This is a genomic window from Pseudomonas sp. TE21435, from assembly GCF_056279265.1.
This window is the reverse complement of sequence record NZ_JBWBQZ010000001.1, coordinates 2,690,170-2,713,506: the sequence shown is the minus strand read 5'-3', so window position 1 is coordinate 2,713,506 and position 23,337 is coordinate 2,690,170. Positions and strand designations below refer to the sequence as shown.

Here is a 23,337-nt window from a genome sequence, read left to right as displayed (position 1 = left end):
GAAAGGGCCGCAAAGCGGCCCCGGCGATCATCAGTCGAGCGCATCCTTCAGGAACGCCTGCATATCCTTCCACGAGCTCTCGTCAGCCGCCTTGTCATAGCCGATATCCGGACCGCCATGCTCGCCATGGCTCAAGCGGTCGGCATCCGGGTTGGTGAAGCCATGCTTGGCCCCCGGGATCCCGACGAACTTGTAGTCTGCCTTGGCCGCATCCATCTCCGCCTTGAACGCCGCCACCTGCTCCGGGGTGACCATGCTGTCGGCCTCGCCATGCTCTACCAGGATCCTGGCCCGGACCACCCCCGGCTTGGCCGGCGTCTGGGTCACCAGCGCGCCATGGAAGCTCACCACGCCGTCGAGCTTCTCACCGCGGCGCGCCGCGTCCAGCACCACCTTGCCGCCAAAGCAGTAGCCGATGGCCGCCAGCTGGTGCTTGTTGGTGTTGGGCTGGATCTTCAGCAGCTCCAGCCCGGCATCGAAGCGCCGGGCGGCGGCCGCTGGGTCCTTCATCGCCGCGGCCATGAACGCCTGGGCATCCTGCGGGTGTTCGGTGTTCTTGCCATCGCCGTACATGTCGATGGCCAGGGCGTTGTAGCCCAGCGCCGCGAGGTCGCGGGCGCGGCGCTTGGCGTAGTCGTTCAGCCCCCACCATTCATGCACCACCACCACGCCCGGGCGTTTGCCCTCGACGGCGTCGTCGTAGGCGTAATAGCCGATCAGACGATTGCCGTCGGTATCCTGGTAGGGGATCTCGCGGGTCTGCACCGCCGCCTGGGCGAGGGTGGCGCCGCACAACAGGGCCAGTGCAAGCAGGGTACGCATGGTCGAGCTCCTTGTTCGGTTCGTTCAGCCCAGGTTCAGGCCGGGTTCAGCAGGGGTTCAGGGCGCCCTCCCTACTCTAGTCCCCAGACAGAAACAACGCATCCAACCCGGAGTACCTGAACCATGAAAACGCTCAATACCCTGATCGCCGCCATGGCGGTTTGCGCCGCCGGCCTCACCACCGCCGCCCAGGCCGATGACAACTTCGCCAGCCTGACCTACGGCCAGACCAGCGACAAAGTGCGCAAGTCCGGCCTGCTGCAACGCAACACCGACAACCTGAACGCCGACGGCATCATCGGCAAGGACAGCACCTGGGGCGTGCGCCTGGGCAAGATCAACGACCAGGGCCGCTACTACATGACCTACGACAATGTCTCGGGTGACCACAGCGGCGTCAAGCTACGCCAGGAAAACCTGCTCGGTAGCTACGACCTGTTCCTGCCGGTGGGCGATACCACCAAGCTGTTCGGCGGCGGCACCCTGGGCATGACCAAGCTGACCCAGGACTCGCCGGGCGCCAGCCGCGACACCGACTACGGCTATGCCGTGGGCCTGCAGGCCGGCGTGATCCAGGAAATCACCGACAAGGCCTCGGTGGAGATGGGCTACCGTTACCTGCGCAGCAACGCCGCCACCGAGATCGGCGCCCACGGCGGGCCGAAGGACGGCACCCTGCGCCTGACCAGCAGCGCGCAGACCTACCTGGCGGCGAGCTACAAGTTCTGAGGTCGCTGTTATCCTGTACCGGTCTCAGCGCGGGGCAAGCCCGCTCCCATGCGCCTGCGTGGGAGCGGGCTTGCCCCGCGAGCGCAATCGAACCGGCGAACCCGAGTAAGGAGAACTGCATGAAATTGCTGGTGGTCGAGGACGAGGCGCTGCTGCGTCATCACCTGTTCACCCGCCTCGGCGAGGGCGGCCATGTGGTGCAGGCGGTGGCCAACGCCGAGGAAGCCTTGTACCAGGCCGAGCAGTACAACCATGACCTGGCGGTGATTGACCTGGGCCTGCCGGGCATGAGCGGGCTGGACCTGATCCGTCAGTTGCGCAACCTTGGCCAGACCTTCCCGATCCTGATCCTCACCGCCCGCGGCAACTGGCAGGACAAGGTCGAAGGCCTGGCCGCCGGCGCCGACGACTATGTGGTCAAGCCGTTCCAGTTCGAAGAGCTGGAGGCGCGCCTCAACGCCTTGCTGCGCCGCTCCAGCGGCTTCACCCAGTCGACCATCGCCGCCGGCCCGCTGGTGCTCGACCTCAACCGCAAGCAGGCGACCCTGGACGAGCAACCGCTGGCGCTGACCGCCTACGAATACCGCATCCTCGAGTACCTCATGCGCCATCACCAGCAGGTGGTGGCCAAGGACCGGTTGATGGAACAGCTGTACCCGGACGACGAGGAGCGCGACCCGAACGTCATCGAGGTGCTGGTCGGCCGCCTGCGTCGCAAGCTCGAGGGCGACAACGGCTTCAAGCCGATCGATACCGTGCGTGGCCTGGGCTACCTGTTCACCGAGCGCTGCCGATGATCCGTTCGCTGCGGGTGCGCCTGATGCTGGCGGCGGCGTTGCTGGCGCTGCTGTTCATGCTGGCGTTGCTGCCGGCGCTGCAGAAGGCCTTCAGCCTGGCGTTGCAGGAGTCCATCGAGCAGCGCCTGGCCTCGGACGTGACCACGCTGATTTCCGCCGCGCGCATCGAGCATGGCCAGTTGCAGATGCCGGCGCTGCTGCCGGACGAACGCTTCAACCTGCCGTATACAGGCTTGCTCGGCTACATCTTCGACCGCCAGGGCAAGCTGGTGTGGCAGTCGCGGGCCACGCGCAACCGCAACATCAACTACCACCCGCGCTATGACGGGCGTGGCAACGAATTCGCCCGTATTCACCAGGACGACGGCGAGGAGTTCTTCGTCTATGACGTCGAGGTCAGGCTGCTTGGCGGCAAGAGCGCGGCGTTCAGCATCGTCGCCCTGCAACCGGTCCGCGAATACCAGGACACCCTCAATGGCCTGCGCGAGAAACTCTACTTCGGCTTCGGCGCGGCGCTGCTGGCGCTGATGGTGCTGCTCTGGGCCGGCCTGACCTGGGGCCTGCGCTCGCTGCGTCGGCTCAGCTCCGAGCTGGACGACGTGGAGAGCGGCGCCAGGGATGGACTGAGTCGCGAGCACCCACGCGAACTGCTGCGCCTGACCGGCTCGCTCAACCGCCTGCTGCGCAGCGAGCGCGAGCAGCGCCAGCGCTACCGCGACTCGCTCGACGACCTGGCCCACAGCCTGAAGACCCCGCTGGCGGTGCTGCAGGGCGTGGGCGAGAGCATGGAGCAGGGCGACCGCGAGCAGGCGCGGGTGCTGCAGAGCCAGATCGAGCGCATGAGCCAACAGATCGACTACCAATTGCAGCGCGCCAGCCTGCGCAAGAGTGGCCTGGTAAAGCACCAGGTCGAGCTCAAGCCGTTGCTCGACAGCCTGTGCAGCACCTTGGCCAAGGTCTATCGCGACAAACGCGTCGAGGTCGGTTTCGATCTCCCGGCCGATGCGCGGGTGCCGATGGAACAGGGGGCCTTGCTTGAACTGCTCGGCAACCTGCTGGAGAACGCCTACCGGTTGTGCCTGGGGCAGGTGCGGGTCAGCCTACGCGAAGCGCCGGGGCAACTGGAACTGTGGATCGAGGACGACGGCCCGGGCGTGCCGCCCGACCAGCGTGAGCGCATTCTCGAACGCGGCGAGCGGCTGGACCGCCAGCACCCCGGACAAGGGATCGGCCTGGCGGTGGTCAAGGACATCATCGACAGCTATGACGCCGAGTTGAGCCTGGGCGACTCCGAATTGGGCGGGGCTGCGTTCCGCATCGCTTTCCGGCTCGATTGAAATCGCGCAAGACTTGTAGGAGCGGCTTTAGCCGCGATCACCGGCCCAGCCGTTGCCATGCACCGCGTCGCTGGCTTCGCGGCTGAAGCCGCTCCTACAGGAAACGCGCTGGGCGGATTCCCGCCAACCCGCCCTGTACGATTTCCGCCATCGGGCGGAAATCCGCCATTACCTACTGGCTTTTACGCCCCGTCCCGGGGCATTCACACCCTGTAAACATTGGCTGTGCACCTCAAGCGGGCACTTTGGCATCGCCCTTGCTATTCACCTGGCAGAGGCCTGCCCAGGCGCTCGAACACAACGACAAATCCCTCCGGGTACAGGAGGGTTCGCGATTCAGGTGCCCCGACATCCTGGGAAGGATGCGCCGGCCCACTTGAGGAAAAATTAGCCATGACGACTCGTCAGCCGCTGTACAAATCGCTGTATGTCCAGGTGATCGTCGCGATCACCATCGGTATCCTGCTCGGCCACTACTACCCGGAGACCGGCGTAGCCCTCAAACCCCTGGGTGACGGCTTCGTCAAGCTGATCAAGATGGTCATCGCGCCGATCATCTTCTGTACCGTGGTCAGCGGCATCGCGGGCATGCAAAGCATGAAGTCGGTCGGCAAGACCGGCGGTTACGCGCTGCTGTACTTCGAGATCGTCTCCACCATCGCCCTGATCATCGGCCTGGTGGTGGTCAACGTGGTGCAGCCGGGCGCCGGCATGCACGTCGACGTCAGCACCCTCAACGCCAGCAGCGTGGCTGCCTATGCCGCCGCCGGCGCGCAGCAGACCACCGTCGGCTTCCTGCTCAATGTCATCCCCAACACCGTGGTCGGCGCCTTCGCCAACGGCGACATCCTGCAAGTGCTGATGTTCTCGGTGCTGTTCGGTTTCGCCTTGCACCGCCTGGGCAGCTACGGCAAGCCGGTGCTGGACCTGATCGATCGCTTCGCCCATGTCATGTTCAACATCATCAACATGATCATGAAGCTGGCGCCGATCGGCGCCTTCGGCGCCATGGCCTTCACCATCGGCCAGTACGGCGTGGGTTCGCTGGTGCAGCTGGGCTACCTGATGGCCTGCTTCTACATCACTTGCCTGCTGTTCATCCTGGTCGTGCTGGGCGGTATCTGCCGCGCCCATGGCTTCAGCGTCATCAAGCTGATCCGCTACATCCGTGAAGAGCTGCTGATCGTGCTGGGCACCTCGTCCTCGGAGTCGGCCCTGCCGCGCATGCTGGCCAAGATGGAGCGCCTGGGCGCGAAGAAATCCGTGGTTGGCCTGGTGATCCCGACCGGTTACTCGTTCAACCTGGACGGTACCTCGATCTACCTGACCATGGCCGCGGTGTTCATCGCCCAGGCCACCGACACCACCATGGACATCACCCACCAGATCACCCTGCTGCTGGTGCTGCTGGTGGCCTCCAAGGGTGCCGCGGGCGTCACAGGTTCGGGCTTCATCGTCCTGGCCGCCACCCTGTCGGCCGTCGGCCACCTGCCGGTTGCCGGCCTGGCGCTGATCCTGGGTATCGACCGCTTCATGTCCGAAGCCCGCGCCCTGACCAACCTGATCGGCAACGCCGTGGCCACCGTGGTCGTGGCCAAGTGGGTCAAGGAGCTGGATACCGACACCCTGCAGGCTGAGCTGGCGTCTGGCGGCTCGCCGCTGATCGACACCCGTCCGACCGACGACCTGGGCGTGGCCGAAGGCCCGGCGCGTTGAGCGTGAGATGAAAGACAAAAGGCGACCCTCGGGTCGCCTTTTTCATGCGTTGACGATTATTCGACCCGGGTCTCGCCGCTATACACCAGGATCTCCCGGCAGCGCCGGCACAGGTAGCGCCGCCCCTGGCGCACCAGCTTGTGGCGCTGGGCGGTGAACGGGAAATCGCTCTCCGGGCACGGACAACGGTAGATGTAGCGTGTCGCCACGCGCCGCTGCACCTCGTAGTTGTGGCAGCGGTTCGGCGGCAGCTCGTACACCCCGCGCATGATCAACTGCCATTCCTCGCCATGGGCCTGGATGCGCTCGCCGAATAGCTGGTGGGCGATCAGGTGGGCGACTTCGTGGGCCACGGTCTGGCGCAGGAAGTCTTCGGCGTTCTCGCGGTACAGCTGCAGGTTGAAGCGCAGCAGGTTTTCGTGCAGGTGGGCGACGCCGGCCTTCTGTCCGCGCAGCTTGAAGCTGACCTGCGGGCGCGGGAAGGGGCGTTTGAAGAAGGTTTCGGCTTGCTGGTAACAGGTTTCGACGCGTTGTCTGAGCAGCTCGGGCATGGCGGGGTAGTTCTCCTGACCGGGCATTATGCCGCAGGCAATGGGCGGCTGCCGAGCCGTCGGTCAGGCACACGAAGCGAGGCCGCCTTGCGGCGGCCTCGGTGATGCCCCAGTGTTGGTTGGATCTGGTTGGTATGCGTTTAGTTGGTGTAGACGGGCCCCACGCCCAGTCCCCAGATGATCACGGTTGCGGCCATGATCGCCACCAGAACCACGAGGCCCACCGCCAGCACGGAGCTTGAGAACAGGAAGCCTTCATCCGACGGTATGTTCATGAAGGTCGGCAAGCCGACATACAGCAGGTACACGGTGTAGCAGATCGCCGCCGTGCCGATCAGCATGCCCAGCCACAGGTGCGGGTACAGTGCCGCGAGGCCGCCGATGAACAGCGGGGTGGCGGTGTAGGTGGCAAAGGCGATGCACTGCGCCATGCTTGGGTTGGCGTCGTAGGTGCGCGCCATCCAGTGGATGAAGGCGCCCATCACCGCGACCCCGGCGAGCATCGCTAGATAGGACATGATGCTCATCCACAACGCGCTTTCCATGGTCAGCATCACGGCTGGCCGCTCGCCGATCACCCAGCCGACCTGGGTGGTGCCGATGAACGCCGACACGGCGGGAATCGCCGCCAGGATCAGCGTGTGTGTCAGGTACATGTGGCTGATGCTTTCGTCCTCGCCACGAATCTCCCGCCACTCCTGGTCGGGGTGGGTGAACAGCCCAACAACGTGATGAATCATACGGGTCACTCCTATCGTCGTTGCCAAACGCCCCCCGGATGGAGCGCCTATGGCCCGAGGCCAGGACACCAGGTGCTGCGCCAATGTGGCCTTATGTCGCAGTATAGGAAGCCGTTCCCCACAGAAAACCGGCTTTTTAGAGCAAATCGCGCTGTCAGGACCGGTGTTGATTCCCTTGAAGTCTTTATCGGATTCACCTACTGCGCCGCCCGGTTTGTGCGTAAAATAGCCGGCTTTTGTCACACCTCGCGGATTCAAGCGCTATGGGCACCCTCTCGGTCAACCAGAACAAACTGCAAAAACGCCTGCGTCGCCTCGCCGGCGAAGCCATCACCGACTTCAACATGATCGAGGATGGCGACAAGGTCATGGTCTGCCTGTCCGGCGGCAAGGACAGCTACACCATGCTCGACGTTCTGTTGCACCTGCAGAAGGTGGCGCCGATCAAGTTCGAGATCGTCGCGGTGAACATGGACCAGAAGCAGCCGGGCTTCCCCGAGCACGTGCTGCCGGCCTACCTCAAGGAACTGGGCGTCGAGTACCACATCGTCGAGAAGGATACCTACTCGGTGGTCAAGGAACTGGTGCCCGAGGGCAAGACCACGTGCTCGCTGTGCTCGCGCCTGCGTCGCGGCACCTTGTACACCTTCGCCGACGAGATCGGCGCGACCAAGATGGCCCTGGGGCACCACCGCGACGACATCGTCGAGACCTTCTTCCTCAACATGTTCTTCAACGGCGCGCTCAAGGGCATGCCGCCGAAGCTGCGCGCCGACGACGGCCGCAACGTGGTGATCCGCCCGCTGGCCTACTGCAGCGAGAAGGACATCCAGGCCTACTCGGACATGAAGGAATTCCCGATCATCCCGTGCAACTTGTGCGGCTCGCAGGAAAACCTGCAGCGCCAGGTGGTCAAGGACATGCTGGTGGAGTGGGAACGCAAGCACCCGGGCCGTACCGAGAGCATCTTCCGCGCCCTGCAGAACGTCGCGCCGTCGCAGCTGGCCGACCGCAACCTGTTCGACTTCACCAGCCTGAAGATCGACGAGAGCGCCACCCCGCGCTTCCTCGACGTGCTGAACATCTGATCTTATGCGCGACTACCAGTGGTTGCACGAGTACTGCCTGAACCGCTTCGGTTCGGCCCAGGCGCTGGAAGCCTTCCTGCCGCAGCCGCGCACACCCGCGCAGCTGCGTGACATCACCGACGACCGCTACCTGTCGACCCTGGCCCTGCGCGTGTTCCGCGCCGGGCTCAAGCACAGCCTGGTGGATGCCAAGTGGCCGGCGTTCGAGCAGGTGTTCTTTGGCTTCGACCCGGAGAAAGTGGTGCTGATGGGCGCCGAGCACCTGGAGCGGCTGATGCAGGACGAGCGCATCATCCGCCACCTGGGCAAGCTCAAGAGCGTGCCGCGCAATGCGCAGATGATCCTCGACGTGGCGAAGGAGAAGGGCAGTTTCGGCGCGTTCATCGCCGACTGGCCCGAGACCGATATCGTCGGGCTGTGGAAGTACCTGGCCAAGCATGGCAACCAGCTGGGCGGGTTGTCGGCGCCGCGTTTCCTGCGCATGGTCGGCAAGGACACCTTCATCCCCACCGACGACATGGCCGCCGCGTTGATCGCCCAGAAGATCATCGACAAGCCGCCGACCAGCCTGCGTGACCTGGCGCTGGTGCAGCAGGCGTTCAATCAGTGGCACGCCGAAAGCGGGCGGCCACTATGCCAGTTGTCGGTGATGCTGGCGCATACCGTCAACCATTGAGATCGCCGGGGCCGCGTTGCGGCCCCGATACGTTCAGGCACCTTCGCCAGCCAGGCGTCGATCCTGCTGGAACTTCCAGCGCACGAACAGCAAGCCGCTGACGAACAGCCCCAGGCTCACCAGCACCTCGACCCAGCCGAACAGCGCTCGGGCGGGGTCGAAGGCGGCCAGCACGCCCTTGATGAAGTAGATATTGACCACGAAGCAGGTCCAGGCATGCGCCCGGGCGCTACCCATCAGCATGCCCGGCAGCAGCAGCAGCAGGGGGATCAGCTCGATGGCCAGGATCACTTCGACCCGCGCCCCGTGCAGGTTGGCGAACCACAGGTTGTTCACCACCAGCAGGGCGATCAGGCCGAAGAAGCAGGCCAGGCTCAGGGCGCGGGTCAGCCGTACGCGTGGGGCGAGCCACTCCAGCGGCGGCAGCACCTTGGGTTTTCTAGCCACGCTGGCCACCCAAGGCCTTGGCCGTATTGGCCAGGCGTTGGCCGAGGGCGCGGCACAGGGTGATCTCGTGCTGGTCCAGTTCGCGCTTGCCGTCGGCGCCGGCATGGTGGCTGGCCCCATACGGGGTGCCACCGCCGCGGGTATCGAGCAGCGCCGACTCGCTGTAGGGCAGGCCGGTGACCAGCATGCCGTGGTGCATCAGCGGCAGCAGCATCGACAGCAGGGTGGTTTCCTGGCCGCCGTGCAGGCTGGCGGTGGAAGTGAACACCGCCGCTGGCTTGCCCACCAGCTCGCCGCCCAGCCACAGGCTGCTGGTGCCGTCGAGGAAGTACTTGAGCGGCGCGGCCATGTTGCCGAAGCGGGTCGGGCTGCCCATGGCCAGGCCCGCGCAGTGGCGCAGGTCGTCGAGGGTGGCGTACAGCGCGCCGCTGGCCGGGATGTCCGGGGCCACGGCTTCGCACTCGGTGGAGATAGCCGGCACCGTGCGCAGGCGCGCCTCCAGGCCGGCCATCTCGACGCCGCGGGCAATGTGCCGGGCCATCTCGCTGGTCGAGCCGTGGCGGCTGTAGTACAGCACCAGGATGTAGGGTTCGCTCACGGCAGGATCTCCAGGACCTTCTCGGGTGGGCGTCCGATCACGGCCTTGTCGCCTGCGACCAGGATCGGGCGTTCGATCAGCTTGGGATGCTCGACCATCGCCTTGATCAGCTGAGCGTCGCTCAGGGCTGGGTTGGCCAGCTCCAGTGCCTTGTATTCGTCTTCGCCGGTGCGCAGCAGTTGGCGCGCGCCGATGCCCAGCTTGGCGAGCAGCTGTTCGAGGGTGGCGGCGTCCGGCGGGGTTTCGAGATAGCGCACGATGGTCGGTGCGAGGCCGCGCGCTTCGAGCAGTTCCAGGGCGCCGCGGGATTTCGAGCAGCGCGGGTTATGATAGAGGGTCAGATCGGTCATGACGGGTCGCATCCAGCTGGGTGTGGCGGCTATTCTAACCGCAGCGACCGACTTCAATGCTTGAAAACTTCGAGAAGGATTGACCCATGGCAAGGCGTTTGGCAGCTGCACTGGCCATCACCGCGAGCCTGCTGCTCGGCGGCTGCGGTGCGGACTACGGCGTGGACCAGCACGGCAATACGGTGAAGGCCGAACAGGTCGACGGGCACTGGTTGGTGCTCAATTACTGGGCCGAATGGTGCGGCCCGTGCCGTACCGAAATCCCCGAGCTCAATGCTGCTGCCAAGCAGTGGGAAAACCAGGGTATCCGGGTGCTGGGGGTGAACTTCGATGGTTTGCAGGGTGCCGACCTCAAGGCCGCCGCCGAGACCCTCGGCATCGGTTTCACCGTGCTCGCGCAAGACCCGGCCGAGCGCTATGAGCTGCCGCGCAGCGAGGCGCTGCCGGTGACCTACATCATCGATGACAAGGGCAAGGTGCGCGAGCAACTGCTGGGCGAGCAGACGCTTGAAGGGCTGCAGGCGAAGATAAGGGCACTCAAGGGCGGCGCCTGAGTTCCAGCATCGCGGAGCAAGCCCGCCCCCACGTGGGAGCGTGCTTGCTCCGCGATGGTTTCAGCCTTCCTCAGGCCAGAACCGCAGCGGCTTGCCCTCGGCCGGCCAGAAGCGGATCTGCTCGATTGGCGACACGTCCCAGCGCTGCACCGTCTCCAGCGCCTGGAGGAAGCGTTTCTCCTGCTCCATCAGCGCTGGCGCGCACAGCTTGCGGGTCTTGCCGACCTTGCCGAAGCTCAAGTGCTCGCCGTCCAGCGTGTAGGGCGCGAACCAGTGGTTACAGCCGGCATTGCCATAGGCACGGCCATCGCTGGCCAGGGTCAGGGTCAGGTGGCTGTAGTCGATCAGCGGGCGTTCACCAATCCACTCCAGCAGGTAGCTTTGCTCCTGCTGCAGCTTCGAAGGTTGCGACGCGCAGCCCATCAGGCCGGTGGCGATCAGCACGCCGGTCAGCAGCTGTTTCACTCAGGCGCGCTCCTGGCACTGCGGGCACAGGTGCTTGTCGCCCTGGCTGGCCCAGCCCAGCTCCTGGACACGGGCGGTGGCTGCCGGGGCGTGGCCTTTCTTGCCGAGCTTGGCTTCGGCGGCGAACTCGAAGTCCAGCACCGCGTCGCAGCCGTCGCACTTGACCTGCCACTCGTGGATTTCCAGTTCGTTGAATACTGGCCCTTGGGCCACGGCCACCCACTGCCCGGTGGGGTTGATCAGGTGGCGCACGCTGTCCACGGTCAGGCGCATGGACAGGGTTTTGCTGCCTTTGAGCGAAACCAGCAGTGCGTCGCCTTTCTGGATCGAGCCGCCGTTGCCGGTGACCTGGTAGCGGCCCGGCACCAGCGCGCGGCACTCGATCAGGGTGTGTTGCGGGTTGAAAAGGGTGTAGCGGAAATCGTGTTCGACCATGGGTCCTCCAGAAATGCCGCGTATCTTAGTGTGGTGCTTCACAAATAACGACCCTAATTCGCGGCGCTTTTTGCGCTCATGCTGCGTTGTCGCTCCTCGCCGTAGCCGGGCTACGACTCGTCGCGACGCCTTGCTTGAGCACAAAAATCACGCGCGACTTATGGGGCGTATTTGCAAAGCACCACACTAGCATCCACCGTTTACAAGATTCTGCGGATTGCCTGCCGCCCAGCGGGAGATGTTGTCCAGGGTGGTGGCCGCGATGGCATCCAGGGCCTCGCGGGTAAGGAACGCCTGGTGCGCGGTGACGATCACGTTGGGGAAGGTCAGCAGCCGTGCCAGCACGTCGTCCTGCAGCGGCAAGTCGGAGCGGTCCTCGAAGAACAGCTGCGCTTCCTCTTCATAGACATCCAGCCCCAGGTAGCCAAGCTGGCCGCTCTTGAGCGCATCGATCAGTGCCGGGGTGTCGACCAGGGCGCCGCGGCCGGTGTTGATCAGCATGGCGCCGGGCTGCAGTTGGGCCAGGCTCTGGGCGTTGATCAGGTGGCGGGTGTGCTCGGTGAGCGGGCAGTGCAGGCTGATGATGCGTGCCTGGCGCAGCAGCTCGGGCAGTTCCAGGTAGCGGGCGCCGAGGGCGACCAGCTCAGGGTTGGGGTAGGGGTCGTAGGCCAGCAGCTGGCAGCCGAAGCCGGCCATGATGCGGGCGAAGGCCGCGCCGATCTGGCCGGTGCCGACCACGCCGACGGTCTTGCCGTGCAGGTCGAAGCCGGTCAGCCCGTGCAGGGTGAAATCGCCTTCGCGGGTGCGGTTGTAGGCCCGGTGCAGGCGGCGGTTGAGGGCCAGGATCAGGGCCACGGCATGTTCGGCGACGGCGTGCGGTGAATAAGCCGGGACGCGCACCACGCTGACCCCGAGACTCTGCGCGGCAGCCAGGTCGACGTGGTTGTAGCCGGCCGAGCGCAGGGCGATCAGGCGTGTGCCGCCGGCGGCCAGGCGCTGCAGGACCTGGGCGTCGAGTTCATCGTTGATGAAGGCGCAGACCACCTCGAAGCCCTGGGCGAGGGCTGCGGTGTCCAGGGTCAGGCGGGCGGGCTGGTAGTGCAGCTCCAGGGCGCCCGCGCTGGCGGCGCGAGCGAAGCTTTCCTGGTCGTAGTGCTGGCTGCTGAACAACAGGGCGCGCATGGGGGGGCTTCCTTCTGTGAATCGGCAACAGTCTAGGCCGTCAGAGAGATCGGGTATTGATCTGTGACGGCCCTGTCGCGGGGCAAGATGTACCGCCGCTCTCACGACTCATGCAAAGCCTATTCAGGCGCTTTCGCGCGCCTGCTCGGCCAGTCGGCTGATGGCCTGGTCCAGTTCATCCAGGGCCTGCAACGCCTGGGGGCTGTCCTGCTTGAGCAAGGTCTCGCTGCGCTGACAGGCCGCCCGCAACTGCGGTACGCCGCAATAACGCGAGGCGCCGTTGAGTCGGTGTACCCGTTCGATCATGGCATTGCGATCGGCCGCGTCGCGAGCGGCCTGGATCGCCTCGCGGTCAGAATCCAGCGATGCCAGGAGCATGGCCAGCATATCCGCCGCCAGGTCCGGCTTGCCGGCAGCCAGACGCAGGCCTTCCTCCGGGTCGAGCACCTTCAGCTCGCTGCTGTCGGGCAGGCGCTCACTGGGGCGTTCCTGCGGCGGTGATCCCAGGCTCAGGCCGGTCCATTTCATCACCACCTGGGCCAACTGGCGCTCGCTGATCGGCTTGGTCAGGTAGTCGTCCATGCCGCTGTGCAGCAGGGCGCGCTTTTCGTTGGCCATGGCGTGGGCGGTGAGGGCCACGATGGGTAGGGGCGGGCCGCTCTGGCTGGCTTCCCACTGGCGGATCTGTTCGGTGCAGGCACGGCCATCCATGCCGGGCATCTGCACATCCATCAGCACCAGGTCGAAGGGCTCGTCCTGCACGGCCTGCACCGCGGCATAGCCACTGTTCACCGCCAGTACCTCGGCGCCCATCCCTTCGAGCAGGGTCTGCACCAGCAGCAGGTTGGCCGGGTTGTCGTCGACGCAGAGGAGCTTGGGCATGCGCTGGCCGCCGTTGCTGCGCTGCTCGCATACTGGGCGGCGGGGTTGTACCAGTTCCAGCAGCAGGCGGCGCAACTTGCGCGTGCAGGTGGGCTTGGCCAGCAATTGGCCGTGGGCGTTGGGCAGGTAAGGATGGTAGAGCGGTTGCTCGGTGGTGGGGCACAGCACCACGCACTGGCAACCCAGGCGCTCGAGCTGTTGGTGGTACTGCCCCAATTGTTCCGGCGCCAGGCTGCCGAGGTTGACCCCGAGCACGGCGAACTCGAACGGCTGCCCGGCCTGGCTTGCCGCCTGCACGCCGTGCAGCAGCTGGTCGCAGGAGGCGAACACGCTGACCGCCAGGCCGCAGTCCTCCAGTTGGTGCTCCAACGCCTGGCGGGCCAGGTCGTGCCCGTCGACGATGGCCACGCTACGGCCGACCAGGGCCTGGGCGGGTTGCTCCTCGGTGTCGTCGTGGGCCTTGGGCAGGTTGAGGCTGATCCAGAACTGCGAGCCTTCGCCCGGCGTGCTGTCGACGCCGATTTCGCCCCCCATCTGTTCGATCAGGCGCTTGGAGATCACCAGGCCCAGGCCGGTACCGCCGGGCTGGCGCGACAGCGAGTTGTCGGCCTGGCTGAAGGCCTGGAACAGGGTGCGCACATCCTGCGGCGACAGGCCGATGCCGGTGTCCTGGACGCTGATGCGCAGTTGCACGCTGTCTTCCTGCTCGTCCTCGAGCATGGCGCGCACGACGATGGTGCCTTCGCGGGTGAACTTGATGGCATTGCTCACCAGGTTGGTGAGGATCTGCTTGAGCCGCAACGGGTCGCCTACCAGCGACAACGGGGTGTCGCGGTAGACCAGGCTGAGCAGCTCCAGCTGTTTGGCGTGGGCGGCCGGGGCAAGGATGGTCAGGGTGTCCTGGATCAGGTCGCGCAGGTTGAGCGGGATGCTGTCGAGCACCAGCTTGCCGGCCTCGATCTTGGAGAAGTCGAGGATCTCGTTGATGATCCCCAGCAGGTTGTCGGCGGATTTCTCGATGGTGCCGAGGTAGTCGAGCTGGCGCGGGCTCAGCTCGCTCTTCTGCAACAGGTGGGTGAAGCCGAGGATGCCGTTGAGCGGGGTGCGGATCTCATGGCTCATGTTGGCGAGGAACTCGGACTTGATGCGGCTGGCCTCCAGGGCCTCCTTGCGCGCCATGTCCAGCTCGATGTTCTGGATCTCGATGGTTTCCAGGTTCTGGCGCACGTCCTCGGTGGCCTGGTCGATGCTGTGCTGCAGCTCTTCGTGGGCGCTGTGCAGGGTCTCGGCCATGCGGTTGATGCCGGCACCCAGTTCGTCGAGCTCGTGGCTGCCCATGGCCGGCAGGCGTTCGTCGAGGTGGCCGTCCTTGAGCTGGTTGACCGCGTGCTTGATGCGGTTGATCGGGTCGTTGATGGTGCGGCTCATGCGCAGGGCGAGCAGCGCGGTCAGGCTCAGGCAGGCGAGGATCAGCAGCAGGCTGGTGAACAGGTTGCGGTAGCCGCGCAGCAGGGTGCCGTCGTGGGACAGCTCGATTTCTACCCAACCGAGCAGGCGCTCGGCCTCGGCGGGCACGGCGTCGGTGGCCAGGTCGCGGTGATGGCCGAACACCGGCATCAGGTAGCGGGTGGCATCATTGCCGGTGCGCTGCAGCAGTTGCGTGCCGGTACCGCCGCTGGGCGGCTGGTTGAGCATGCTGGGGCCGGCGTGGGCCAGGCGCGTGCGGTCGGCGGCGAGGAACGCCACGGCGCGCACGTCGACCTGCTCCAGGGCCTGGGCCGCGATGCGCTCCAGTTGCGCCGGGGACTGGCGAGCCAGGGCCGGCGCCGCCAGGGGCGCCAACTGCTCGGCGATCATCTTGCCGCGTTGCAGCAGCTGCGTGCGCAGGTCGCTCTGTTGCAACCAGGTGAAGTAACTGCCCAGCACCAGGGCCATCAGGCTGGCGGGGAGCAAGGCCAGCAGCAGGACGCGGCTGCGGATTCCCAAACGGTCGAGCACACCTGTCTCCTGTCATGTGCCTTTAAAAGCGCTGTTCGCGCATCAGCGGGAACGTTACTCCGCACCGGGGGCATTTGTAAGGCTTTTTGTTTGCCAAGTGAGGCTGGTCCCTCGATGGTGCGTCAGTCGGGCAATGGTTGCCTTGCCAGGAGCGCTTGCCCAATAATCACGCAACTGAGAATCGATGGCAGTTGCCAATGCATCCTGAAGCTATTCGCGCCACCAATATCCTGGCCATCGAGGACGACCCCGTGCTGGGTGCCTACCTGCACGAAGAGCTGCGCCGCGGTGGTTTCCGAGTGACCTGGTGCCGCAGTGGCCTGGAGGGGCTCGAGGCGGCGGGACGGCAAGTCTTCGACCTGGTCCTGCTGGACATCCTGCTGCCTGGCCTCAATGGCCTGGATGCCCTGGCCAGCCTGCGCCGACGCAGCGCCACGCCTGTCATCCTGATGTCCGCGCTGGGGGCCGAGGCCGACCGTATCAGCGGTTTCGAGCGGGGAGCGGACGACTACCTGCCGAAGCCTTTCAGTTTCGCCGAGCTGCGGGTGCGCATCGAGGCGATCCTGCGCCGGGTGGCCTTCGAGCGGCGTGCGCTGGTGCCACGCGAGGCGGCGGCGGGGCAGTTGCGCTTCGATGAGCAGGCGGCCGATGTCTGCCTCGCTGGCGCCTGGGCCGGCCTGACCCCTAGTGAGTACCGCCTGCTCGACACCCTGCATCGTAGCCAGGATGAGGTGCTGAGCAAGCCGTTCCTTTACCAGCAGGTGCTGCAGCGTGGCTATTCGCGGCATGACCGCAGCCTGGACATGCATGTCAGCCAGATCCGCCGCAAGCTCAAGGCCATCGGCTATCACGAGCGGCAAGTCCGCACCGTCTGGGGCAAGGGCTATGTGTTCGGCGTGGGCGAGGCCGACTGAACCGTGCTCGATCGCCATTCGCTATTCTGGAAACTGACCGTCCTGCTGGTGGGCTTCTGCCTGCTGATGATCGGCCTCAGCTACAGCTGGGGTCGCCATATGGAGACCCAGGACGCCTTCCTTTCCGAACCTGCGCGTCAAGTGCTGCGGGGTTACGCGGCCGAGGCGGAACAGGCCTGGCGCAGCGGCGGCGCTGACGGTGTCGACGCCTGGCTGGCCGGGATGCGTGGGCGCGAGCAAGGCTGGGTGGGAGTGCTTGATGGCGACCTGCAGCCGTTGGGCAGCGCCGACCTGACCGCCGGGCAGGCCCAGCGCCTGACCCGCCTGCGCGGCGTCGACTGGCCGATGAGCCGGCGCAGTATCGGCCAGCCCTGGTTGCGCCTGCCGTTCCCCGGCGCGCCTGAGCAGGGCATGCTGGTGATCGAGCTGCCGGAGCGCTTCAACCCGGGCCAGTACCGGTTGTTCTGGCGCATCGTTACCAACGGCATCATTCCCGGGTTGTTTACCCTGCTGTTGTGCGTCGGCCTGTACCGCATGCTGATCGTGCCGCTCAATCAATTGCGGGAACAGGCCAACGCCTGGCGCGCCGACCAGCTGGCGGCGCGCCTGGATTCGCGCACCACCCGGCGCAAGGACGAGCTGGGCGAACTGGCCAGGGCCTTCGACCAGATGGCCGAGCGCCTGCAGGGCACCGTGGCCTTGCAGCAGCAGTTGCTGCGCGATCTGTCCCACGAGCTGCGCACGCCGCTCAGCCGCCTGCGCGTGGCCTGCGACGGCGAGACCGACCTGCAGCGCCTGCGCGAACGCCTGCACCGCGAGGTGGACGGCATGCAGCAGCTGGTCGAAGACACCTTGCAGCTGGCCTGGCAGGACGCCGAGCGCGCCCCGCTGAACCTGGAGCCGATCCAGGTGCCGGCGCTGTGGGACCTGCTCAGCGAAAATGCCTGTTACGAAAGCGGCTGGGCACCTGGGCGGTTGCGCTGTGCGTTGCCGGCGGACTGCTGGGTGCGGGGCAGCCTCAACGACCTTGCCCAGGCGCTGGAGAACATGCTGCGCAACGCCATCCGGCACTCGCCCGAGGCGGGGGTGGTGCGTCTGGGCGGCTGGCGTGAAGGCGGGTATTGGCGTATCGACCTGGAGGACGACGGCGGTGGCGTGGCCGAGGAAGACCTCGAGCGGATCTTCGCGCCGTTTTCCAGGTTGGACGGGGCACGGCCCGGGGACGGTGGCTTCGGCTTGGGCTTGAGCATTGCCCGCAATGCGATCCGCCGCCAGGGTGGGCTGGTGTGGGCGGTCAATGGCGAGCGTGGCCTGCGCCTGTGCATGCGCCTGCCTGCCCATGAAGCGGGGCCATCGGTTGGTCCGGCGCGGGCAAGCCCGCTGCCAGGAAGCAACTCCTTATAGCTAGCCGCTATAACCACCGACAATTGCGTGATATGGCCGCGCCGGGTTTGCCGGTATGATAGGCGCCCCTGCCGTCCGGATTGCGAAAACGCCCATGACCCTGCAGTACCCAACCATCGCCGACTGCGTCGGCCATACGCCGCTGGTTCGCCTGCAGCGCATCGCCGGGAACACCAGCAATACCTTGCTGCTCAAGCTCGAAGGCAACAACCCGGCAGGTTCGGTCAAGGACCGCCCGGCGTTGTCGATGATCACCCGTGCCGAACTGCGTGGCCAGATCAAGCCTGGCGACACCCTCATCGAAGCCACCTCCGGCAATACCGGCATCGCCCTGGCCATGGCAGCGGCGATCAAGGGCTACAAGATGATCCTGATCATGCCGGACAACTCCACCGCCGAACGCAAGGCGGCCATGACCGCCTATGGCGCGGAGCTGATCCTGGTGACCAAGGAAGAGGGCATGGAAGGGGCTCGCGATCTCGCGGAAAAACTGCAGGCCGAAGGCCGTGGGCTGGTGCTTGACCAGTTCGCCAACGGCGACAACCCGATCGCGCACTACAACAGCACGGGCCCGGAGATCTGGCAGCAGACCCAGGGCACGATCACCCACTTCGTCAGCTCCATGGGCACGACCGGCACCATCATGGGTTGTTCGCAGTACCTCAAGGAGCAGAACCCGGCGGTGCAGATCATTGGCCTGCAGCCGATGGAAGGCTCGGCCATTCCGGGCATTCGCCGTTGGCCCCACGAGTACCTGCCGAAGATCTTCGACGCCACCCGGGTCGACCGCGTGGTCGACATGTCCCAGCAGGAGGCCGAGGAAACCACCCGTCGCCTGGCCCGCGAAGAGGGCATTTTCTGTGGCGTATCCTCCGGCGGGGCGGTTGCGGCGATGCTGCGCCTGTCCCGTGAAGTCGAGAATGCGGTGATGGTCGCCATCATCTGCGACCGCGGCGACCGTTACCTTTCCACCGGCCTGTTCGATCCGACCTGATGTCCAGAAAGAAAAGCAACACCGGCCTGCGCTTCCAGCCGGCCGGCGGCAACCGTGCCGCACAAGTGCCGGTGGGCAAGAAGCAGCGCCTGCTGATCGAGCGCGTGGCCGGTGACGGCCGCGGCATCGCCTTCAGCGAGGGGCGCACCTGGTTCGTCAGCGGCGCGCTGGGCGGCGAGGACGTCGAGGCGCGGGTACTTGCCGCGCGCGGCAAGGTGGTCGAGGCGCGCCTGGAGCGGGTGTTCCAGGCCAGCCCCGAGCGCCGTGAAGCGCCTTGCCGGCATTACGCCCGCTGTGGTGGCTGCAACCTCCAGCACCTGCCCCATGACGGCCAGCTGGCGCTCAAGCAGCGCCTGCTCGCCGAGCAGTTGCAGCGGGTGGCCGGCGTGCAGCCCGAAGAGTGGGCTGTTCCCTTGTGCGGACCGGAATTCGGCTACCGCCGCCGGGCGCGAGTAGCGGTACGCTGGGATACCAAGGCGCGTCAGCTGGAGGTCGGTTTCCGCGCCGAGGCCAGCCAGGACATCGTTGCCATCGACGACTGCGCGGTGCTGGTACAGCCCTTGCAGGCGATCATGCGTCACCTGCGGACCGTGTTGCGCAGCTTGAGCAAGCCGCAGGCGCTGGGGCATGTGGAGCTGTTCAGCGGTACCGCCGAGGCGGTGTTGGTACGGCATGTGGCGCCATTGCCAAGGGAAGACCTGGCGCGGCTCGAGGCATTCTGCCGCGAAGCCGGCGCCCAATTGTGGCTACAAGGCGAGGGCGAGCCGGCACCGGTGGAGGCTACGGCGCAACTGGGCTTTGCCCTGGAGCCCTGGGGCTTGGAGCTGGCCTGGCGACCGGGCGACTTCGTCCAGGTCAATGCCCAGGTCAATACCTTGATGATCCAGCAGGCTTTGGCCTGGCTGGCGCCCGAGGCGCATGAGCGGGTGCTGGACCTGTTCTGCGGCCTGGGCAACTTTGCCTTGCCCCTGGCGCGTCAGGCGCGCGAGGTGGTGGCGGTGGAAGGCGTGCAGGCGATGGTCAGCCGTGCCGAGGCCAACGCCCACGCCAACAATGTGCATAACGCACGGTTTTTTCAGACCGATTTATCGCAGCCTTTGGCGGGCGCCGGATGGGCTGTCGAGGGCTTTTCTGCGGTACTCTTGGATCCACCGCGCGACGGGGCTTTCGAGGTGGTGCAGGGCATCGCCCGGCTGGGTGCGAAACGGCTGGTCTACGTATCGTGCAATCCGGCCACGCTGGCGCGTGACGCGCAAGTGCTGGTCGGGCAGGGGTACCGGTTAAAAAGGGCCGGGATTCTCGACATGTTTCCTCAGACGGCGCATGTCGAGGCCATGGCGTTATTCGAAGTGGGCTAGCCGGGCTGGCCCTCTTGGTGCGGCCTTCAGGGAGTGAGGGGCGCACAGGTGATAGCCAGTGCACCCGCGTGGTGCGCTGTATGGAAAGGTAAAGCAAAGATGGTACAGGTGAGAGTGCACCAGCCGGTCAACAACGACGGCAGTATCAATCTCGAAGCATGGCTCGATCATGTGGTGAGCGTCGATTCGCAACTCGATCGCCCGGGGTTGAAAGAGGCCTGCGAGTTTGCCCATGAGGTCGAGAAGAAAGGCAATCCGGCCAAGCATTCCTGGGCCGATGGCACGTCCAGTTTCCAGGCGGGGCTCGAGATCGCCGAAATCCTCGCCGACCTCAAGCTCGACCAGGATTCCCTGGTGGCGGCGGTCATCTACCGTTCGGTGCGCGAAGGCAAGGTGACCTTGGCCGAGGTCGGCCAGCGCTTCGGGCCGGTGGTGTCCAAGCTGATCGACGGCGTGCTGCGCATGGCGGCCATCAGTGCCAGCCTCAGCCCGCGCCAGTCGCTGGTGCTCGGCTCCCAGGCGCAGGTCGAGAACCTGCGCAAGATGCTCGTGGCGATGGTCGACGACGTGCGCGTGGCGCTGATCAAGCTGGCCGAACGCACCTGCGCCATCCGGGCGGTGAAGTCCGCCGATGACGAGAAACGCCTGCGCGTGGCCCGCGAGGTGTTCGACATCTATGCGCCGCTGGCGCACCGTCTGGGTATCGGCCATATCAAGTGGGAACTCGAGGACCTGTCGTTCCGCTACCTCGAGCCCGACCAGTACAAGCAGATCGCCAAGTTGCTGCACGAGCGCCGGCTGGACCGCGAGCGTTTCATCAGCGATGTGATGAACCAGTTGCAGAACGAGCTGCTGGCCACCGGTGTCAACGCCGATATCAGTGGCCGGGCGAAACACATCTATTCGATCTGGCGCAAGATGCAGCGCAAGGGCCTGGAGTTCAGCCAGATCTACGACGTGCGTGCGGTACGCGTGCTGGTGCCGGAAGTGCGCGACTGCTACACCGCGCTGGGCATCGTCCACACCCTGTGGCGGCACATTCCGAAAGAGTTCGACGATTACATCGCCAACCCCAAGGAAAACGGCTATCGCTCCCTGCACACCGCGGTGATCGGCCCCGAGGGCAAGGTGCTCGAGGTGCAGATCCGCACCCATGGCATGCACGAGGAAGCCGAGCTGGGCGTCTGCGCCCACTGGCGCTACAAGGGTACCGACGTCAAGCCCAGCTCGAACCACTACGAAGAGAAGATCTCCTGGTTGCGCCAGGTGCTGGAGTGGCACGAGGAACTGGGCGATATCGGCGGCCTGGCCGAACAGCTGCGCGTCGATATCGAGCCGGACCGCGTCTACGTGTTCACCCCCGACGGTCACGCCATCGACCTGCCCAAGGGTTCCACGCCGCTGGACTTCGCCTACCGGGTGCACACCGAGATCGGCCACAACTGCCGTGGCGCCAAGATCAACGGGCGCATCGTACCGCTGAACTACAGCCTGCAGACTGGCGAGCAGGTGGAGATCATCACCAGCAAGCACGGCAGCCCGAGCCGCGACTGGCTGAACTCCAACCTGGGCTACGTGACCACCTCGCGGGCCCGGGCCAAGATCGTCCATTGGTTCAAGCTGCAGGCCCGCGACCAGAACGTCGCCGCCGGCAAGACCCTGCTCGAGCGCGAGCTGTCGCGTCTGGGCCTGCCGCAGGTGGACTTCGAGCGCCTGGCCGAGAAGGCCAACGTCAAGACCGCCGAGGACATGTTCGCCGCCCTCGGTGCCGGCGACCTGCGCCTGGCGCATATGGTCAACGCCGCCCAGCAGTTGCTCGAACCCGAGCGCCTGGAGCCGGTCGAGCTGATCCCGCGCCAGGCGCGGGGCATCCGTTCGGGCAAGCGCAACGACATCCAGATCCAGGGCGTCGGCAACCTGCTCACGCAGATGGCCGGCTGCTGCCAGCCGCTGCCGGGCGATGCCATCGTCGGCTACATCACCCAGGGTCGTGGCGTGAGCATTCACCGCCAGGACTGCGCTTCGGTGCTGCAGTTGGCGGGCAAGGAGCCGGAGCGCATGATCCAGGTCAGCTGGGGGCCGATCCCGGTGCAGACCTACCCGGTCGACATCATCATCCGTGCCTACGACCGCCCGGGTTTGCTGCGCGACGTTTCGCAGGTGCTGCTCAATGAGAAGATCAACGTGCTGGCGGTCAACACCCGCTCGAACAAGGAAGACAACACCGCCTTGATGTCGCTGACCATCGAGATCCCTGGGCTGGACGCCCTCGGGCGCCTGCTTGGCAGGATCTCGCAGTTGCCCAACATCATCGAGACGCGGCGTAACCGTACCCCTTGAGACAGAACGGGGCCGCTGTGCGGCCCATCGCTGGCAAGCCAGCTCCCACAGGTACGGCATAACCCTGTGGGAGCCGGCTTGCCGGCGATCGAGGGCAAGGCCCTCGCTGAGGAAAAGATATCCATGACCTACACCCTCGACGACCTGCTGCACCTGATGGCCCGCCTGCGCGACCCGCAATACGGTTGCCCCTGGGACCTCAAGCAGGACTACGCCAGCATCGTCCCGCACACGATCGAAGAGGCCTATGAAGTGGCCGACACCATCGAGCGCGGCGACTTCGAGCACCTGCAGGGCGAGCTGGGCGACCTGCTGTTCCAGGTGGTCTACTACAGCCAGCTGGCACGGGAAGAAGGGCGTTTCGAGTTCGACGGCGTGGTCGATGCGATCACCCGCAAGCTGATCCGCCGCCACCCCCATGTATTCCCCACCGGCGAGCTCTATGCGCCGCTGGACACCCCCAAGCTGGACGAGGCCCAGGTCAAGTCGCGCTGGGAAGAGATCAAGGCCGAGGAGCGCGCCGAGAGGAGCGAGCCTGAACAGCTCTCGCTGCTCGACGATGTGCCGGCGGCCTTGCCTGCGCTGTCACGGGCGGCCAAGCTGCAGAAGCGCGCCGCCACGGTCGGCTTCGACTGGCCGGACGCGCTGCCGGTGCTGGACAAGGTGCGCGAGGAGCTCGACGAAGTGTTGCAGGCCATGGCCGATGGCGACAGCGATGCGCTGGAAGATGAGCTGGGCGACCTGCTGTTCGCCACCGTCAACCTGGCCCGCCACCTGCGCCACGACCCGGAAAACGCCCTGCGCCGCGCCAACCGCAAATTCGAGCGGCGCTTCCGATTCATCGAACAGGCATTGCGCGAGCAGGGCCTGAACATCCAAGATCGTACCCTCGACGAGCTGGACGCCCTGTGGGGCGAGGCCAAGCGTCAGGAAAAGAACCTGCCCAGCTGCGGCTGAGCT

At 65.7% G+C, this 23,337-nt stretch carries 23 protein-coding genes; 13 read left to right on the top strand and 10 right to left on the bottom strand.

The genetic code is table 11. The features are described 5' to 3' along the window. Positions 1-30: 30 nt before the first annotated feature. Complete coding sequence (locus tag ACZ9C1_RS12235; RefSeq protein WP_457378842.1) at positions 31-822, bottom strand: dienelactone hydrolase family protein; 792 nt, start codon at positions 820-822, stop codon at positions 31-33. A 123-nt stretch (positions 823-945) separates the two neighbouring features. On the opposite strand from ACZ9C1_RS12235, the gene ACZ9C1_RS12230 reads away from it, so the two are divergent. The 4 genes from ACZ9C1_RS12230 (at position 946) to ACZ9C1_RS12215 (ending at position 5,401) form a co-directional block, all read left to right on the top strand. Beyond that, positions 946-1,551 carry an outer membrane beta-barrel protein gene (locus ACZ9C1_RS12230; protein ID WP_102683608.1) on the top strand — a complete coding sequence of 202 codons (606 nt, stop codon included), beginning with the start codon at positions 946-948 and terminating at the stop codon, positions 1,549-1,551. 119 nt (positions 1,552-1,670) lie between these two features. Then, a complete protein-coding gene (locus ACZ9C1_RS12225) occupies positions 1,671-2,348 on the top strand; it encodes a response regulator (protein ID WP_023632177.1) in 678 nt (225 codons plus the stop codon). Beyond that, the gene (locus ACZ9C1_RS12220) at positions 2,345-3,685 is read left to right on the top strand and encodes an ATP-binding protein (protein ID WP_457378843.1); all 1,341 of its coding nucleotides are present in this window, start codon (positions 2,345-2,347) and stop codon (positions 3,683-3,685) included. Before ACZ9C1_RS12225 ends, ACZ9C1_RS12220 begins: the two co-directional genes overlap by 4 nt. A 393-nt stretch (positions 3,686-4,078) precedes the next feature. Further along, positions 4,079-5,401, top strand: coding sequence for a dicarboxylate/amino acid:cation symporter (locus ACZ9C1_RS12215; RefSeq protein WP_102683610.1), 1,323 nt, complete (start codon positions 4,079-4,081; stop codon positions 5,399-5,401). 56 nt (positions 5,402-5,457) lie between these two features. Here ACZ9C1_RS12215 and ACZ9C1_RS12210 read toward each other — a convergent pair whose 3' ends face one another. Both ACZ9C1_RS12210 and ACZ9C1_RS12205 read right to left on the bottom strand, forming a co-directional pair. Continuing rightward, positions 5,458-5,952 (bottom strand): SprT family zinc-dependent metalloprotease, encoded by a 495-nt coding sequence (locus ACZ9C1_RS12210; RefSeq protein ID WP_046854519.1) that lies wholly within the window; start codon positions 5,950-5,952, stop codon positions 5,458-5,460. A 140-nt stretch (positions 5,953-6,092) separates the two neighbouring features. After that, positions 6,093-6,692, bottom strand: coding sequence for a Yip1 family protein (locus ACZ9C1_RS12205; protein WP_023630778.1), 600 nt, complete (start codon positions 6,690-6,692; stop codon positions 6,093-6,095). A gap of 263 nt (positions 6,693-6,955) precedes the next feature. Here ACZ9C1_RS12205 and ttcA point away from each other — a divergent pair, with 263 nt between their 5' ends. Next, entirely contained in the window at positions 6,956-7,780 is an 825-nt protein-coding gene (gene ttcA, locus ACZ9C1_RS12200) for a tRNA 2-thiocytidine(32) synthetase TtcA (RefSeq protein WP_023630777.1), read from the top strand. Between the two features lie 4 nt (positions 7,781-7,784). Further along, the gene (locus tag ACZ9C1_RS12195; protein ID WP_023630776.1) at positions 7,785-8,456 is read left to right on the top strand and encodes a DNA-3-methyladenine glycosylase I; all 672 of its coding nucleotides are present in this window, start codon (positions 7,785-7,787) and stop codon (positions 8,454-8,456) included. Between the two features lie 33 nt (positions 8,457-8,489). Here ACZ9C1_RS12195 and ACZ9C1_RS12190 read toward each other — a convergent pair whose 3' ends face one another. The 3 genes from ACZ9C1_RS12190 to arsC are packed head-to-tail and all read right to left on the bottom strand — an operon-like array spanning position 8,490 to position 9,851. Then, a complete protein-coding gene (locus ACZ9C1_RS12190; RefSeq protein WP_031315197.1) occupies positions 8,490-8,903 on the bottom strand; it encodes a DUF2069 domain-containing protein in 414 nt (137 codons plus the stop codon). Continuing rightward, complete coding sequence (wrbA, locus tag ACZ9C1_RS12185) at positions 8,896-9,501, bottom strand: NAD(P)H:quinone oxidoreductase (RefSeq protein ID WP_046854520.1); 606 nt, start codon at positions 9,499-9,501, stop codon at positions 8,896-8,898. Before wrbA ends, ACZ9C1_RS12190 begins: the two co-directional genes overlap by 8 nt. Beyond that, a complete protein-coding gene (gene arsC, locus ACZ9C1_RS12180) occupies positions 9,498-9,851 on the bottom strand; it encodes an arsenate reductase (glutaredoxin) (protein WP_110701183.1) in 354 nt (117 codons plus the stop codon). The genes wrbA and arsC overlap by 4 nt, the downstream gene beginning before the upstream one ends. 86 nt (positions 9,852-9,937) lie before the next feature. On the opposite strand from arsC, the gene ACZ9C1_RS12175 reads away from it, so the two are divergent. Beyond that, a complete protein-coding gene (locus ACZ9C1_RS12175) occupies positions 9,938-10,405 on the top strand; it encodes a TlpA disulfide reductase family protein (RefSeq protein WP_277505441.1) in 468 nt (155 codons plus the stop codon). A gap of 60 nt (positions 10,406-10,465) precedes the next feature. Here the strand turns inward: ACZ9C1_RS12175 and ACZ9C1_RS12170 are convergent, their stop codons facing one another. From ACZ9C1_RS12170 to ACZ9C1_RS12155, 4 genes are all read right to left on the bottom strand, one after another. Then, positions 10,466-10,870, bottom strand: coding sequence for an META domain-containing protein (locus tag ACZ9C1_RS12170; RefSeq protein ID WP_110701179.1), 405 nt, complete (start codon positions 10,868-10,870; stop codon positions 10,466-10,468). After that, positions 10,871-11,305 (bottom strand): hypothetical protein, encoded by a 435-nt coding sequence (locus tag ACZ9C1_RS12165; RefSeq protein ID WP_094011801.1) that lies wholly within the window; start codon positions 11,303-11,305, stop codon positions 10,871-10,873. A 186-nt stretch (positions 11,306-11,491) separates the two neighbouring features. Continuing rightward, entirely contained in the window at positions 11,492-12,487 is a 996-nt protein-coding gene (locus ACZ9C1_RS12160) for a 2-hydroxyacid dehydrogenase (protein WP_476254011.1), read from the bottom strand. Positions 12,488-12,610: 123 nt separating this feature from the next. Next, positions 12,611-15,367 (bottom strand): response regulator, encoded by a 2,757-nt coding sequence (locus ACZ9C1_RS12155; protein ID WP_457378847.1) that lies wholly within the window; start codon positions 15,365-15,367, stop codon positions 12,611-12,613. Between the two features lie 197 nt (positions 15,368-15,564). Between ACZ9C1_RS12155 and ACZ9C1_RS12150 the strand changes: the two genes are divergently transcribed. From ACZ9C1_RS12150 to mazG, 6 genes are all read left to right on the top strand, one after another. Next, positions 15,565-16,281, top strand: a complete 717-nt coding sequence (locus tag ACZ9C1_RS12150) for a response regulator transcription factor (RefSeq protein ID WP_476254010.1) — start codon at positions 15,565-15,567, stop codon at positions 16,279-16,281. 3 nt (positions 16,282-16,284) lie between these two features. Next, complete coding sequence (locus ACZ9C1_RS12145) at positions 16,285-17,685, top strand: HAMP domain-containing sensor histidine kinase (protein ID WP_476254009.1); 1,401 nt, start codon at positions 16,285-16,287, stop codon at positions 17,683-17,685. A 94-nt stretch (positions 17,686-17,779) separates the two neighbouring features. Continuing rightward, the gene (gene cysM, locus ACZ9C1_RS12140) at positions 17,780-18,679 is read left to right on the top strand and encodes a cysteine synthase CysM (protein ID WP_046854528.1); all 900 of its coding nucleotides are present in this window, start codon (positions 17,780-17,782) and stop codon (positions 18,677-18,679) included. Further along, a complete protein-coding gene (gene rlmD, locus ACZ9C1_RS12135; protein ID WP_476254008.1) occupies positions 18,679-20,037 on the top strand; it encodes a 23S rRNA (uracil(1939)-C(5))-methyltransferase RlmD in 1,359 nt (452 codons plus the stop codon). The genes cysM and rlmD overlap by 1 nt, the downstream gene beginning before the upstream one ends. Positions 20,038-20,136: 99 nt before the next feature. After that, positions 20,137-22,377 carry a GTP diphosphokinase gene (gene relA / locus ACZ9C1_RS12130; protein WP_046854530.1) on the top strand — a complete coding sequence of 747 codons (2,241 nt, stop codon included), beginning with the start codon at positions 20,137-20,139 and terminating at the stop codon, positions 22,375-22,377. Positions 22,378-22,500: 123 nt separating this feature from the next. After that, on the top strand, positions 22,501-23,334 hold the full coding sequence (mazG, locus tag ACZ9C1_RS12125; RefSeq protein WP_277505430.1) for a nucleoside triphosphate pyrophosphohydrolase: 834 nt from the start codon (positions 22,501-22,503) through the stop codon (positions 23,332-23,334). Positions 23,335-23,337: the final 3 nt, after the last annotated feature.

Bases quoted from the DNA above. Each gene is read 5' to 3' on its own strand.
- ACZ9C1_RS12165 (WP_094011801.1), bottom strand. From the start codon at position 11,305: ATGGTCGAACACGATTTCCGCTACACCCTTTTCAACCCGCAACACACC.
- ACZ9C1_RS12215 (WP_102683610.1), top strand. From the start codon at position 4,079: ATGACGACTCGTCAGCCGCTGTACAAATCGCTGTATGTCCAGGTGATC.
- ACZ9C1_RS12205 (WP_023630778.1), bottom strand. From the start codon at position 6,692: ATGATTCATCACGTTGTTGGGCTGTTCACCCACCCCGACCAGGAGTGG.
- ACZ9C1_RS12230 (WP_102683608.1), top strand. From the start codon at position 946: ATGAAAACGCTCAATACCCTGATCGCCGCCATGGCGGTTTGCGCCGCC.
- ACZ9C1_RS12195 (WP_023630776.1), top strand. From the start codon at position 7,785: ATGCGCGACTACCAGTGGTTGCACGAGTACTGCCTGAACCGCTTCGGT.
- mazG (WP_277505430.1), top strand. From the start codon at position 22,501: ATGACCTACACCCTCGACGACCTGCTGCACCTGATGGCCCGCCTGCGC.
- relA (WP_046854530.1), top strand. From the start codon at position 20,137: ATGGTACAGGTGAGAGTGCACCAGCCGGTCAACAACGACGGCAGTATC.
- ACZ9C1_RS12150 (WP_476254010.1), top strand. From the start codon at position 15,565: ATGCATCCTGAAGCTATTCGCGCCACCAATATCCTGGCCATCGAGGAC.
- cysM (WP_046854528.1), top strand. From the start codon at position 17,780: ATGACCCTGCAGTACCCAACCATCGCCGACTGCGTCGGCCATACGCCG.
- ACZ9C1_RS12220 (WP_457378843.1), top strand. From the start codon at position 2,345: ATGATCCGTTCGCTGCGGGTGCGCCTGATGCTGGCGGCGGCGTTGCTG.
- ACZ9C1_RS12235 (WP_457378842.1), bottom strand. From the start codon at position 822: ATGCGTACCCTGCTTGCACTGGCCCTGTTGTGCGGCGCCACCCTCGCC.
- ttcA (WP_023630777.1), top strand. From the start codon at position 6,956: ATGGGCACCCTCTCGGTCAACCAGAACAAACTGCAAAAACGCCTGCGT.
- ACZ9C1_RS12210 (WP_046854519.1), bottom strand. From the start codon at position 5,952: ATGCCCGAGCTGCTCAGACAACGCGTCGAAACCTGTTACCAGCAAGCC.
- rlmD (WP_476254008.1), top strand. From the start codon at position 18,679: ATGTCCAGAAAGAAAAGCAACACCGGCCTGCGCTTCCAGCCGGCCGGC.
- ACZ9C1_RS12175 (WP_277505441.1), top strand. From the start codon at position 9,938: ATGGCAAGGCGTTTGGCAGCTGCACTGGCCATCACCGCGAGCCTGCTG.
- ACZ9C1_RS12160 (WP_476254011.1), bottom strand. From the start codon at position 12,487: ATGCGCGCCCTGTTGTTCAGCAGCCAGCACTACGACCAGGAAAGCTTC.
- ACZ9C1_RS12225 (WP_023632177.1), top strand. From the start codon at position 1,671: ATGAAATTGCTGGTGGTCGAGGACGAGGCGCTGCTGCGTCATCACCTG.
- arsC (WP_110701183.1), bottom strand. From the start codon at position 9,851: ATGACCGATCTGACCCTCTATCATAACCCGCGCTGCTCGAAATCCCGC.